Below are 14,466 nucleotides of genomic sequence, written 5' to 3'. Positions count from 1 at the left end.
GTTATTTTCAACGAATTGCCATCGAAACCAATGCCTAATCTGCTAGTTTGGCGCGCATTGCCATCATGACAGGAGTATCCGACGTGACTGCAAAGCAGGATCGGTCGAGCAAGGTTAAAGGTTCCAAGGCAAGCAAGGAGGAGAAGAAGGGAGGCAAGTCGAAGGCGCTTACGGCCTTCTCACAGCTTCTCTTCGAATGGGCGCCGCCAGAAGATCTGGCCGCTTACGATGCTGCCGCTCTCGACAGTTCAGCCCGTCACGGCTATGCCGCCCTCGAATCCTATCGCAAGGGCAAGAGCATCATCAGCCTCGATAACGGTATCGAACGCCATGGTCGGCCGGTGAGTGTCATCACCATCGTCAACGACAATATGCCGTTCCTGCTCGACTCCATCATGGGTGAGCTGAACGATCATGTCGGCCAGATTTTCATGGTTGTGCATCCGGTTCTGGATATTGCGCGCGAAAAAGACGAGCTCGTCATTCTGGGCGAAGCATCGCAGCTCGCGCCTGCCAAGGGCGTTGAGCGCGTCAGCCTGGTACAGATTCATCTTCCAGCCCTCGACAAGCAGGCCAAGGCCGACCTGACCGCCGCGATCAAGCGCGTGCTCGGACAGGTCCGTGCCGCTGTCAGCGACTGGAAGCCGATGCTGAAGCGTCTCGACGGCGCTATCGCCGATTACAAGCGCGTTTCCGAAATGACGAGCGATCCGGCCATGCCGGAAGCCATCGCGTTTCTGGAATGGCTGCGCGACGACCGTTTCATCTTCCTCGGGCTTCGCGAACTGACCTTCAAGGGCAAGGGCGACAAGCGTGAGCTGGTTCCGGTCAAGGAAACGCTCGGCATCCTCAACGACAATGAAGTCCGCGTTCTGCGCAAGCATGACGACGACACGGTGACGCCGCGTGAGGTAACCGAATTCCTCGACAGCAACGAGCCGCTGATCGTCACCAAGGCGAATTCGCTTTCGCTGGTGCATCGCCGCTCCTATCTCGATTATGTCGGCGTGAAGATATTCGGCGAGAAGGGCGAGGCCATCGGCGAATTGCGCCTGGTCGGTCTCTTTACTTCCGTTGCCTATACGAGTTCGGTTGCAGGCATTCCGTTCATCCGCTCCAAGGCCGATGCCGTCATCAAGCATCTCGGCTTCAACCGCGAGGACCATTCGGGCAAGGCGCTCATCAACGTGCTGGAAGAATATCCGCGTGACGAGCTTTTCCAGATTGATGTGGAAAGCCTGACGGCGAATGCCGAACTGATCCTGGCGCTCGGCGAACGTCCGCGCGTGCGTGCTGTTCCGCGTCTCGATCGCTTCGGTCGTTTTGCCACCGTGCTGGTCTATATCCCGCGTGACCGTTACGACTCGGTCGTGCGCGAAAAGATCGGTCATTATCTGGTTGACGTCTATGGCGGCGACAGTTTCGAATTCCACCCGGTCTTCCTGCAGAACGGCCTGACGCGCGTTCAGTTCGTCATCCGGCGTCATGAGCGCTCCACGCCGCATGTGGATCGCGAAGCGCTGGAAGCGGAAGTGCGTTCCATCGTGCGCACATGGGACGATGCGGTGCGTGAAAGCTCTGACAATGCAGACGCAAAGACCGTCGCGCTTGCTGCAAGCTTCCCGCCATCCTATCGCGAAATCTTCACCGCGCCGGAAGCACTTGTCGATGCAGAGCGCATCGCTGGCCTCAGCGCAGAGGCGCCGCTTTTCGTGGACTTCTATCGTTATCGCACCGATGGTCCCGATGCGGTTTCGCTGAAGCTCTATCATCACGGTGCGCCGGTAGTGCTGTCGCAGCGCGTGCCACTCCTGGAAAACATGGGTTTCCGTGTCGTCAGCGAGCAGACCATCGACCTGCCGCATGCTGGCAAGGATGGCGCTGCCGTTTACGTGCACGACATGCAGCTCGTGAACGCCTATGGCTTGGCCGTCGATCTCTCCGACGATGGCGAGATGCTGGAAGATGTGTTCCGCAATGTCTGGGACGGTCTGGCCGATAATGACGGCTATAACGCGCTGGTGCAGACCGCGCGCCTGACGGCACGCCAGATCATGATCCTGCGTTCCTATGGCCGTTATCTACAGCAGGCAGGTATCGCCTATTCGCAGGGCTTCATCGCCGCAGCGCTGAACCGTTATCCGGAAATCGCCAGCGATCTCTATTCGTTGTTCGACCTGCGCTTCAACCCATCGGCCAAGCGCCGCGATGCGGCTGAAAAGAAGCTGGTCGATGCCATCGAGACCGCGTTGCTCGGCGTGCCGAGCATCGACGACGACCAGATTTTGCGCCGGTTCCGCAATCTGATCGAAGCGACGCTGCGCACCAATGCCTATCAGCCGGATGCCGATGGCAAGCCACGTGTCACCTTTGCCTTCAAGCTCAATCCGCGTCTGGTCGAAGGTCTGCCGGACCCGCGCCCCTATCGCGAAATCTTCGTCTATGGGCCGGAAGTGGAAGGCGTGCATCTGCGCTTCGGCGCTGTCGCCCGCGGTGGTCTGCGCTGGTCGGACCGCGCACAGGATTATCGCACAGAAGTGCTGGGCCTTGTGAAGGCACAGCAGGTCAAGAACGCGGTGATCGTGCCGGTTGGCGCCAAGGGCGGCTTCTATCCGAAGCGTCTGCCGGTCGGCGGCGATCGCAATGCGGTGTTTGAAGCTGGTCGCGATGCCTACAAGGTGTTCATCTCCACGCTTCTGTCGGTCACCGACAATATCGAGGACAATCATGTCGTGCCGCCGGCGGAAGTCGTGCGCCATGACAATGACGATCCTTATTTCGTCGTTGCAGCCGATAAGGGCACGGCCACCTTCTCCGATACGGCCAATGCCATCAGCCAGGCACATGATTTCTGGCTGGACGATGCCTTCGCATCCGGCGGTTCCGCCGGTTACGACCACAAGGGCATGGGCATCACTGCGCGCGGCGCATGGGAAGCCGTGAAGCGGCATTTCCGTGAATTTGACATGGATATCCAGACCGAACCTTTCACGGTTGCCGGTGTGGGCGACATGTCCGGTGACGTGTTCGGCAACGGCATGCTGCTTTCCGAACAGATCAAGCTGGTGGCTGCGTTCGACCATCGTGATATCTTCATCGATCCGAACCCGGTTCCAGCCGACGGCTTTGTCGAGCGCAAGCGTCTGTTTGAACTGCCGCGTTCGAGCTGGCAGGATTATGACCGTTCCAAGCTTTCGGCTGGTGGCGGCATCTATAGCCGCAGCCAGAAGACGATCACGCTTTCGCCGGAAGCTGCTGCAGCCATCGGCCTTGGAAAGACCTCCGGCACGCCGCAGGAAATCATGACTGCGATTTTGAAATCGAAGGTCGATCTCCTCTGGTTCGGCGGTATCGGCACCTATATCCGCTCGTCTGCCGAAACGGATGCGCAGGTAGGTGACCGCGCCAATGATGCGATCCGCATCACCGGCTCGGAAGTTGGTGCACGGGTGATCGGCGAAGGTGCAAATCTTGGCGTAACGCAGCGCGGGCGTATCGAATATGCGCTGGCAGGCGGTCGCGGTAATACGGACGCCATCGACAATTCGGCAGGCGTCAACTGCTCGGACGTCGAGGTCAACATCAAGATCGCTCTGGCCGCTGCCATGCGTTCGGGCAATCTCAAGCGCCCGGCACGCAACAAGCTTCTGGTCAGCATGACCGATGATGTGTCCGAACTGGTTCTGCGCAACAACTATCTGCAGCCGCTGGCGCTTTCGCTCAGCGAAAGGCAGGGTCTGGCAGAGCTGCCTTATCAGGCGCGGTTCATGGCGGAACTCGAAAATCGCAAGCTTCTTGATCGCAAGGTCGAGTATCTGCCATCCGATGCGCTTCTGGCCGAACGCCAGAAGGCGGGCCAGCCGCTGACGCGTCCGGAACTGGCGGTTCTGCTTGCTTATGCCAAGCTGTCGCTGTCGGATGATCTGGTGGCAAGCCAGCTTCCGGATGAGCCTTACTTCCAGTCGCTGCTGTTCGGCTATTTCCCGAAGCGCATGACCAAGACTTATGCCGAGGAAATCTCCGGCCATCGTCTGCGCCGTGAAATCGTCGCTACTTTGCTGGCAAACGATGTCATCAACCGTGGCGGTATCACCTTCATCAGCCGTCTGGCCGATACGACCGGCAAGTCGCCTGCCGATATCGTCCGCGCCTATGTGGCGGTGCGTGACGGCTTCGATATCGACACGATCTATGATGCCATTGATGCACTCGACAGCAAGGTGCCGGGCGATGTGCAGAACCAGTTCTATCATCTCGTCGGCGAAATGTTGCAGGCGACGACAGCCTGGGTGCTGCGCAACGATACGACACGCGCCAATCTGACGGAACTGGTGGACACGATCACCAGGGCACGTGCCGAGCTGGAGCCGCGTTTCGACGGTCTGATGCCGGAATACCTGAAGAGCACGCTGCAGGCTGACAAGGCTGCTTTCGTGGAAAAGGGTGCACCGGAAAAGCTGGCCCAGCGTCTTGCCAATCTGCAGCTTGCAGGCATCATGCCGGACATCGCGCTGATCGCGCATCTGGCCGATGCCGACAGGGTGGTAACCGCCAAGACCTATTTCGGTGTTTCGGAAGCCTTCCGCATCGGACGCATCGAGGAAGCCGCGCGCTCCATCCCCGTCACGGACTATTATGACGGGCTTGCTCTGTCACGAGCAAGCGATACGATCACGCAGGCCGCACGCGGTATCACCATTGCGGCGCTCAAGCGTTTTGCCAAGGACAAGGACCCGGCAGCAGCCTGGTTTGCAGCCGATGGCGCGCGCATTGAGCAGGTGAAAAACCGCATGGTGGCGCTGACGGAAGGTGGTGACCTGACGGTCTCGCGACTGGCGGTTGCAGCGGGCCTGATGTCCGATCTGGCCCAATAGAAAACAACGACATAAACTTGCAAAAGGGCGGCTTCGGTCGCCCTTTTTGTTTCTTTTGAAGCCGAGTTTCGGGTTATAAGGTGCGGCTGATAAAGGAGAGGCTTCCGACCGACTGGCCGGTCAATGGTTGGGCCAACTTCTTGTCCGGGGGGAAGGAAAGAGCAATTGAGCGATCAGGTTGCGGCTGCCCGCAGCTATGCCTCGCGGCGTGGCATCTGGGGCTGGATATTTTTTGACTGGGCGGCGCAGCCCTTTTTTACCGTCGTGACCACGTTCATCTTCGGGCCTTATTTCATCTCGCGCATGGCAGAAAATCCTGAAGCCGGCCAGGTGGCCTGGGGTTATGGCTTTGCCGCTGCCGGCTTTCTCATTGCTGTGCTTTCACCGATCCTGGGAGCGGTGGCCGACCGGACAGGTGCGCGCAAGCCCTGGATCGCTTTCTTCGCCGTGCTGAAGATTATAGGCCTCTGCCTGCTGTGGTTCGCCGTTCCGGGTGCGAACCTGTTCTGGGTACTGTGTGCGTTTTCGATGGCCATGGTGGCTGCCGAATTTTCCATCGTCTTCAATGATTCCATGATGCCGCGTCTGGTGCCGAGCAACGATATCGGGCGTGTCTCCAATATCGCCTGGGGGCTCGGCTATCTGGGCGGCATGATCGTACTCATTTTCGTGGTGCTATGTCTGGCGGCCTCGCCTGAAACAGGCACAACGATCATCGGCATGAAGCCCCTGTTCGGTCTCGATCCCGTACTGGGGGAGGATGCGCGCATTACCGGACCGCTGGCTGCCCTGTGGTATTTCGTTTTCATCCTGCCAATGTTTTTGTTCACGCCGGACGCGGAGCGCGGCGAGCCTCTGCGCAAGGCGTTGCGCTCCGGCTTTGCAGAACTGAAGGTTACGCTCACCGAGGCGCGCAAACGGTCCGGACTTGTCCGCTTCCTTGTCGCGCGCATGATTTATCAGGATGGCGTCAATGCTACGCTGGCTCTCGGTGCGGGCTATGCGGCAGCCTTGTTCAGCTGGACGATCACCGAGATCGGGCTTTTCGGCATGGTGATGAATGTCATGGCGATTTTCAGTTGTCTGGTCGCAAGCCGCGTCGATACACGGATTGGTTCCAAGGCTGTCGTGATCTTTTCGCTGGTGCTGGTGCTGCTTGCTTCTATAGGCATTGTCTCGACCGGACGCGATTACACTTTGTTCGGCCTGATGCCTTTCGCATCTCCCACAACACAAGGACTGTTCTCCAGCGCGGCAGAACACGCCTATCTGATTTACGGTCTGATGATTGGTGCAGCCTTCGGTCCGGTTCAGGCCTCGTCGCGTTCATGGTTTGCCCGCAGCATCAAGCCGGAGGAATCGGGCCGCTATTTCGGCATCTATGCGCTCGCCGGGCGTGCGACCAGCTTCCTTGGGCCGTTTCTGGTTGCCACCATCACGGCGCTGAGCGGATCGGCGGCGCTGGGCATGTCGGTGCTGGTCATATTCTTTGCGGTCGGTCTGGTGCTGATTGCAATGACGCCTTATCCGGCTGACAAGCTGGCTGCAACCAGCCCGTCGTGACGGGCCGGGGCGAGACTTCTATTCAATCCAGCCAAGCGAACGCTGCACGGCCTTTTCCCACGCATTGAACAGGCGCGTGCTTTCCTCAGCGGACATTCGCGGATGCCAGCGATGGCCCACCTGCCAGTTCTCCACAATGTCCTTCGTCGATTTCCAGTAGCCGACGGCGAGCCCCGCCGCGTAGGCAGCGCCCAGTGCCGTCGTCTCTATGATTTTCGGGCGCACAACCGGCACATGCAGAATGTCGGACTGGAACTGCATGAGCAGTTCATTGATGGTCATGCCGCCATCGGCGCGCAGTTCCGTGATCTCGACACCGGAATCCTTCACCATCGCATCCAGTACTTCGCGGACCTGATAGGCGCTCGCTTCCAGAGCCGCGCGGGCAATGTGGCCCTTGTTGGCGAAGCGGGTGAGGCCAGCGATGATGCCGCGCGCTGAATCCTGCCAATGCGGTGCAAAGAGACCGGAAAAGGCTGGAACGAAATAAACATCGCCATTGTCTTCGACGGTGCGCGCCATCGTTTCGATGTCGCTGCTGTTTCTGATGATGCCGAGATTGTCGCGCAGCCACTGCACCAGAGCGCCGGTAATGGCGATGGAGCCTTCCAGCGCATAAACCGGTTTGGCGCCGTCGAGCTTGTAGGCAACCGTGGTCAGCAGGCCGTAATTGGAGGGCACCAGTTTCTCGCCGGTGTTCATCAGCATGAAGCAGCCTGTGCCATAGGTGTTCTTGGCTTCGCCCGGTTCCAGACATGCCTGACCGAAGAGCGCTGCCTGCTGGTCGCCCAGAATGCCCGCAAGTTTGACGCCGGAAAGCGAGGGCAGGGTGATCTCGCCATAGACTTCGCTTGAAGAGCGGATTTCCGGCAGGCAGGCCGACGGAATATCGAAAAGACGGAGAATGTCCTCGTCCCATTTCAGCGTCGAAAGGTCCATGAGCTGGGTACGGGACGCATTGGTCACGTCGGTGACGTGAATGCCGCCATCGGTGCCGCCGGTCAGGTTCCAGACCAGCCATGTGTCGATGGTGCCGAAAAGTGCGTCTCCGGCTTCGGCCTTTTCACGCGCACCGGGAACATTATCGAGTATCCAGCGCAGCTTAAGGCCGGAAAAATAGGTTGAGATCGGCAGGCCCGTCTTGGCGCGCAAGCGGTCCGCGCCACCCTCTTTCGTGTATCGGGCAACAAGTTCGTCGGTGCGCGTATCCATCCAGACAATAGCATTATAGAGCGGCGCGCCGGTCGTCCGGTCCCACAGCAGCGTGGTTTCGCGCTGATTGGTGATGCCGACCGAAGCAATATCGCTTGCCTTCAGTTTTGCCTTTTTGAGTGCGGCGGCAATGACATGCTGTGTGTTGCGCCAGATTTCTATCGGATTGTGTTCGACCCAGCCCGCCTTCGGATAAATCTGCTCATGTTCGCGCTGGTCGCTCGCGACGATATCGCCCTGCCTGTCGAAAATGATGAAACGCGAACTCGTGGTTCCCTGGTCGATGGAACCGATAAACTGCGTCATGGGGCGGGCTCCTCCGTTGATCCGGTCTATGCTGAAAACGAATTTAAACGAAACAATATGAAACTCAAACTAGAGCATTTCCAGCAAAAGTGCGAAGCGGTTTTGCGTAGGATAATGCGAAAAAACAAAGAGATAGATCGGTTCCTGGATTCCGCTGGGATCAGAACCGATCTAAACGAAAGCCCCGGAATGGTTGGTTCCGGGGCCTCGATAAGTGCTTTTTTATAAGGGGTTAGAGCATTTCCAGCAAAAGTGCGAAGCGGTTTTGCGTGGGACAATGCGAAAGAAACAGCATTTCCAGCAAAAATGCGAAGCGGCTTCGCGCAGGATAATGCGTAAAAGCCCTAATGCCGGAAGTGGCGCATCCCCGTCATGACCATGGCGATGCCATGTTCGTCGGCGGCGGCGATCACTTCGTCGTCCCGCATCGAACCGCCTGGCTGGATGACGGCGGTTGCACCGGCCTGAACGGCGGAAAGCAGACCGTCGGCAAACGGGAAGAACGCATCGGAAGCGACCACGCAACCCTTGGTGAGCGGTTCTGCAAGACCGGCGGCTTCTGCTGCATCTTCAGCCTTGCGGGCTGCGATACGGGCCGAATCGACGCGGCTCATCTGGCCTGCGCCGATGCCGACCGTTGCGCCGTCCTTCACATAGACGATGGCGTTCGACTTCACATGCTTGCCGACGCGGAAGGCGAATTTCATATCGTTGAGTTCGGCTTCGGTCGGCGCGCGCTTGGTGACGACCTTGAGGTCGAGATCATCGACTACGCCGTTGTCGCGTGACTGAACCAGCAGGCCACCGGCAACCGTCTTGGCGGCAATGCCCTTGGCGCGCGGGTCCGGCAGACCACCGGTCACCAGGAGGCGCAGGTTCTTCTTGGCTGCGACGATGGCCTGTGCGCCTTCGGTGGCATCTGGTGCAATGATGACTTCGGTGAAGATCTTGACGATCTCTTCAGCGGCTTCCTCATCGAGCGTCTTGTTGAGCGCGACGATGCCGCCAAAAGCCGAAACCGGATCGCAGGCGAGTGCCTTCAAATAAGCTTCCTTGATGGTGAAAGCTTCCGCCACGCCGCAAGGATTGGCGTGCTTGATGATGGCGACGGCTGCGGTGCGGGCAGGGTCGAATTCTGCGACGAGTTCAAAAGCTGCATCGGTGTCGTTGATGTTGTTGTAGGAGAGCTGCTTGCCCTGAAGCTGGGTCGCGGTGGCAACGCCGGGACGCTTTTCGCCGGTGAGATAAAAGCCAGCCGTCTGGTGCGGGTTTTCACCGTAGCGCATGACGGAATGCAGCTTGCCAGCGACCGAGCGATAGACCGGAGTTTCTTCGTTGATCGCTTCGGCGAACCAGTTGGAAATGGCTGCGTCATAGGCTGCTGTGCGCGAGAAGGCCTTGGCGGCGAGCTTTTTGCGGAAGGCAAGCGGCAGGGAGCCTGCATGCTTTTCCAGTTCAGCGACGACGTCGGCATAATCGTCAGGATCGACGACCGTTGCGACATAGGCATGGTTCTTGGCGGAAGCGCGGATCATAGCCGGGCCGCCAATGTCGATGTTCTCGACCGTCGTGTCGTAGTCGCCGCCCTTGAAGCGGACTTCCTCGAACGGATAGAGATTGATGACGGCAAGATCGATGCCGCCAATACCATGTTCTTCCATGGCCGCGACGTGTTCCGGGTCGTTGCGCACGGCGAGCAGGCCGCCATGGACTGCCGGATGCAGCGTCTTGACGCGCCCGTCCATGATTTCCGGGAAGCCGGTTACTTCGGACACATCCTTCACCGGAATGCCTTCGGCAGCAATCGACTTGGCGGTGCCGCCGGTCGAAAGGATTTCGACGCCCTGCGCATGAAGCGCTTTGGCGAAATCGATCAGGCCGGTTTTGTCGGAAACGGAAAGGAGGGCGCGGCGCACCCGATGAAGATCGGGAGCGGGAATATGCTTGGAGCTGACAGCCATAGGGAGTTGGTCTCTTCGTTGCTGAAACGGATGCGTTCAGGAAAGTGGACGGCTCGCCCTAACACAGGCGCGCCGAGAATCCTACCGCAAAAGGCCGGAAAAGAACGGTGAAGAGGTATTTCTTGCCCCGCATTCGATCCCATTGACCCTCGACCCTTCGAGACGGCGTCCTGAGCTTGCCGAAGGACGCCGTCTCGAAGGGGAGGAGCGGGAGAGCGAATTATACGTAACTGCCGAGTGCGACGCGGCTGAACTGCCAGTTTACTTCCGGCAATTCGGAAGCCGGGAAGGAGAGCACGATCTGCTTCGATGTCACGGGGCCGCGGAAGCCTGCAAAGAAGATCGAATCCTCCAGTTGCGGCGCAACTTCAAAACAGGAGAAGACCCAGGTATCGTCTCGATCCGCCGACAGAACGATCAATCCGTTCTCATCGAAGGAAATATCGACCGACGGATGCAGGTGGAAACGGACGGCAATATTGTCGCGTCCGTTTGCCTTCAACGGACGGCCATCGCCGCGATAGAACCGGTCTGCACCTTGAATGACGCTGCCATTGTGCGACAGCACGAGGCGACGTTCATGATAGATGCCGAACAGGCGCGCATAGCCGTCGTGGCTGGCGACAAAACCCTGCCGCCCCATTTCCTCGATCCGGTCGCGCTGCACGCGGGTCGGGCCTGCAATGATCGGCGTGCCAATCATGTTGGAGAGACCCGCATTGAGGCTGAAGCGGCACGAGGACGTGTCGTTGATCGTGGCGGTGGAATGTGCAGCCGTCGAGCGGCCCAATGGGCGAAATTCCGGCGGGCCGAAACGGTCGATTCCGGAATTGACGATATAGCGCTGGCGCCCGGAGGACATTTCGAAGGCGAGACAACCGGCATGGGCATCCCGCGATGCGGTCACCGGCGGCGGCAGTCCTGTATCGGCGATGATGGTGGTCGACCCCATCGAGAGCCGTTCATAGCCGGAATAGGGCGCATGGGTCAGCGGCGATCCGGCGGTCTCATCATGCCGCAGAACCGAGATGATGCGTTCCGGCATGGTCGGGCCGACGCCGTTGAAAAGCGCAAGGCTGCCATCCTGATGGCGGAAGAAGCGCAGGGCTGGCAACATGCGCTCGACGGCTTCGATCAACGCTTTGGGCGGGGCTTCCGTGCCATTGGCATAGGTCTGGCGGAGCGGCAGAAGATCGGCCAGCAGCTCCAGCACCGTAACGGGATTGCGCGAGATATGTCCGCCATCGGGGAGAATCTGGCGTTTCAGCTCGTATTCCAGATTGCGCCGGGCGGCGCGTGCAGTCGGCGGCGAAACAGGCAGAGCCAGAGCGGCAAATGCCAATGCGATGCGGGCGCGCAACCGTTCCTCGCCGTCATCCATGGCGGCGGCAACGGTGCGCAGATAACGCACCTGCATGGCAAGCGAGCGCATGAAGCGGCGATAGGCGGGAAGTTCAGCGCCCGACAGAATGAGGTTCGAATGCTGGAGCCAGGCGATGATGCGCTGGGCGGTGACTTCCGGCGACCAGGCGATGCCGCCGATGCGCTTGCCGAACATGCGCATCCAGTCATCGACGAGAGCGCGCGCATTGGCGGTTGCCAGTTCGCTATTGGCGCTTTTCAAATGACGCAGCCAGCCGAAACTTTGAAGTGCTGCTTCCCATTCCGGCGTCGGCGGTTCGACAGCGAAAGGCGACAGTCCGCCGGTTTCGACCAGACGACCGGCCAGTGCAAAACGGCCGTGGTAGAATTCCTGCGCCAATTGCGGGTCTGCTACGCGCAGATCAGGCGGTGCGATCAGGATACGATCCGGGGTAAAGCCGGTGAAGCGCCAGCGATAGAGAGGCCCCATGCGCAGACGGCGGCTGAACTTGCGCCAAGCCTGTGCAACGGCCAGTCCCCAAAGATGTGGGGTTTCGCTGAGGGCGACTGCCACCCGGTCTTTCTCCGTATCGTTTGTCATTATTGTTTGGCCAGATCGAACAGCCCGTTCCTTTGATACAATTGTACAGAAATGGTGAATCGAGCGTTAACCATAACGGGTATCGCGACCCGTTATGGCAATTTTTACGATTTGTCTGCTTGTAGCTGGCCTCAGGACCGGCGCTTGAAGCGGGCGGCGAAGAAGCCGTCCATGCCAGCCATCTGCGGATTGCCCTCAAAACGATCCGGCGGCAGGTCTGCCGGAGTGGATCGCAGAAAGCCTTCCGCCGTCACCAGCCCGTCCAGAAGCCCGCTCAGACTGGAGCAATCCTGCTCCGTAATCGGGAAAGGCTCCAGCAGCGGATTTTCCGCTGCCTTGCGCGCCATTTCCTCGCCTTCGAGCGGGTGCAGCGAACAATTGGAAAAGACGATTATGCCGCCGGGTTTGACCAGAGTGGCCGCGTGCGCCAAAAGCTTGCCCTGAAGTTCGGCAAGCTTTGCTATGTCCTGCGGCGTCTTGGTCCAAGGCACATCCGGATGACGGCGCACCGTGCCGGTGGAAGAGCAGGGGGCATCCAGAAGCACGGCATCGAACAGTTCGTCCGGCTGGAAATCCATCAGATTGGTGGCGACAGTCTTCGCCTCGAAGCCGAGACGTTCCAGATTGCCGCGCAGGCGCTTCAGCCGGTTTTCGGAAAGGTCGAGCGCGGTCACGTCGGCGCCCTGAAGTACGAGCTGCGCCGTCTTGCCGCCGGGGGCGGCGCACAGGTCGGCAACCCGTTTGCCCTTGATGTCGCCCATCAGGCGCGCAGGCAGGCTTGCCGCCACATCCTGCACCCACCAGTCGCCCTCGGCAAAGCCGGGCAGGTCAGTGAGATTGCCTTCGACTGTTTGCAGGCGCACCGAACCATTGGGGAGGGCTGTGCCGCCGAGCTTTTCAGCCCATGCCTTAGCGTCGCCCTTGACCGTGAAATCGATCGGCGGCTCATAGGCATGCATGGCAAGAATGGCTGCTGCTTTTTCCGCGCCATAGGCGTCGGTGATGCTTTTGGCAAACCACTCCGGCACATTGGTTTCCGGCTGCAATGTATGCGCGAGAGCACGTTCCTTGTTACGCGACAGGCGACGCAGCAGCGCATTGACGAGACCGGCATATTTGCGATTGCGAGGATCGTTGTTCGCCGCTTCCACCGCCAGATCGACCGCCGAATGGTCGGGCAGGTCGAGATAGAAAATCTGCGCGATGGCGACATGCAGAAGATGTTTCAACGCCACGGCATTTTCCGGCAGTGGCCGGTCGAGCCGCTTGTTGATAGCGCGTTCGATGCTGCCGCGATTGCGCAGCGCAGAACCTATAATGGCGCGAACCAGCGCGCGGTCGCGCGGCTCCAGCGCCAGATATTGCGGATGACCGTGCGTATTGTCGGTCAGGCCGTCGAGCGAGGTGTTCTTTTCGATCACCGCACCGAGAAGGCGCGCAGCACACAAACGCGCCGCGAGACCGGGGCGCAGGTCTGCGGCATTGGTGTTCATTTGCGGCTTTTTATTTCCACGCTTCGGCGCGGGCTTTTTATCGTTCACACTGTTCTACTTTATTTAGGACCACGGCCCCCGATAACCGGAACCGCCATTGCTGTTACCGCCTGCATTACCCCATGGACCGCTGCTTTGGGAAGGGGCAGCGGCACGCGGTGCCATTCCGCCAGAGCGGATGCCCATTTCGGCAGCCATCTGTTCAAGTGCTGCAATGCGGTTATCGGTGTCCGGATGGGTCGAAAAAAGATTATCCGCGCCGCGTCCGCTCAAGGGATTGATGATGAACATATGCGCGGTTGCCGGGTTGTGTTCGGCTTCCTCGTTCGGGATGGCCTTGGCGCCACGCGCGATCTTGCCCAACGCTGAGGACAGCCATAGCGGATTGCCGCAGATTTCCGCGCCGCGCTTGTCGGCGGCATATTCGCGGGTGCGGCTGACGGCCATCTGCACGATCATTGCGGCAAAGGGCGCGACGATCATGGCGAGAATGGTGCCGACCACGCCCATGATGCCGTTGCCGTTCTCACGATTGCCGCCCAGGAAGAAGGCAAAATTGCCGAGCATGGATATGGCGCCGGCAAGCGTTGCCACGATCGTCATGGTCAGCGTATCGCGGTTCTGGACGTGCGCCAGTTCATGCGCCATCACGCCTGCGACCTCTTCCGGCGTCAGACGGTTGAGGAGCCCGGTTGTAGCTGCAACGGCAGCATTTTCGGGATTGCGGCCCGTGGCAAAGGCATTCGGCTGGTCTTCATGAATGATATAGACCTTCGGCATGGGAAGGCCCGCATTGGCAGCCAGCCCGCTTACCATGCGGTAATAGTCCGGTGCGCTGCGCTCATCCACTTCCTGCGCATTGTACATGCGCAGCACCATCTTGTCGGAGTTCCAGTAGCCGAACAGGTTCATGGCGACAGCGATCAAAAGCGCGATCATCATGCCTCCGCCGCCGCCCAGCAAATAGCCGATGCTCATGAACATGACCGTCATGAGGGCGATCAGCATGGCAGTTTTCGTCATATTCATCCGTGGCGGTCTCCAAATCTTAGGCTGCATGACCCGTAAGGGTTTTGCACGGCAAGTCTTTCTGC

At 59.4% G+C, this 14,466-nt stretch carries 7 protein-coding genes; 2 read left to right on the top strand and 5 right to left on the bottom strand.

What is annotated here, in order from left to right:
* Window positions 1-83 precede the first annotated feature (83 nt).
* Entirely contained in the window at window positions 84-4,874 is a 4,791-nt protein-coding gene (locus F9K91_RS09020; protein WP_151555943.1) for an NAD-glutamate dehydrogenase, read from the top strand.
* Window positions 4,875-5,039: 165 nt separating this feature from the next.
* The gene (locus F9K91_RS09015) at window positions 5,040-6,437 is read left to right on the top strand and encodes an MFS transporter (protein WP_412842154.1); all 1,398 of its coding nucleotides are present in this window, start codon (window positions 5,040-5,042) and stop codon (window positions 6,435-6,437) included.
* Window positions 6,438-6,455: 18 nt separating this feature from the next.
* Here the strand turns inward: F9K91_RS09015 and glpK are convergent, their stop codons facing one another.
* From glpK to htpX, 5 genes are all read right to left on the bottom strand, one after another.
* The gene (glpK, locus tag F9K91_RS09010) at window positions 6,456-7,955 is read right to left on the bottom strand and encodes a glycerol kinase GlpK (protein WP_151555911.1); all 1,500 of its coding nucleotides are present in this window, start codon (window positions 7,953-7,955) and stop codon (window positions 6,456-6,458) included.
* Window positions 7,956-8,299: 344 nt separating this feature from the next.
* Window positions 8,300-9,916 carry a bifunctional phosphoribosylaminoimidazolecarboxamide formyltransferase/IMP cyclohydrolase gene (gene purH / locus F9K91_RS09005; RefSeq protein ID WP_151555910.1) on the bottom strand — a complete coding sequence of 539 codons (1,617 nt, stop codon included), beginning with the start codon at window positions 9,914-9,916 and terminating at the stop codon, window positions 8,300-8,302.
* A 220-nt stretch (window positions 9,917-10,136) separates the two neighbouring features.
* Window positions 10,137-11,879, bottom strand: a complete 1,743-nt coding sequence (locus F9K91_RS09000; RefSeq protein ID WP_010661483.1) for a heparinase II/III family protein — start codon at window positions 11,877-11,879, stop codon at window positions 10,137-10,139.
* Window positions 11,880-12,010: 131 nt separating this feature from the next.
* On the bottom strand, window positions 12,011-13,420 hold the full coding sequence (locus F9K91_RS08995; protein ID WP_151555909.1) for an RsmB/NOP family class I SAM-dependent RNA methyltransferase: 1,410 nt from the start codon (window positions 13,418-13,420) through the stop codon (window positions 12,011-12,013).
* Between the two features lie 15 nt (window positions 13,421-13,435).
* A complete protein-coding gene (htpX, locus tag F9K91_RS08990; RefSeq protein WP_151555908.1) occupies window positions 13,436-14,401 on the bottom strand; it encodes a zinc metalloprotease HtpX in 966 nt (321 codons plus the stop codon).
* Window positions 14,402-14,466 lie beyond the last annotated feature (65 nt).

It is taken from the genome of Brucella tritici (genome assembly GCF_008932295.1).
GTDB classification, from domain to species: Bacteria; Pseudomonadota; Alphaproteobacteria; order Rhizobiales; family Rhizobiaceae; genus Brucella; species Brucella tritici.
Note: the sequence above shows the minus strand (reverse complement) of the source record. Positions and strands in the feature narration are given on the sequence as shown.

What these genes read in the sequence shown, in the direction of transcription:
- purH (WP_151555910.1), bottom strand. Translation starts at nt 9,916, where the DNA reads ATGGCTGTCAGCTCCAAGCATATTCCCGCTCCCGATCTTCATCGGGTG.
- F9K91_RS09000 (WP_010661483.1), bottom strand. Translation starts at nt 11,879, where the DNA reads ATGACAAACGATACGGAGAAAGACCGGGTGGCAGTCGCCCTCAGCGAA.
- htpX (WP_151555908.1), bottom strand. Translation starts at nt 14,401, where the DNA reads ATGAATATGACGAAAACTGCCATGCTGATCGCCCTCATGACGGTCATG.
- glpK (WP_151555911.1), bottom strand. Translation starts at nt 7,955, where the DNA reads ATGACGCAGTTTATCGGTTCCATCGACCAGGGAACCACGAGTTCGCGT.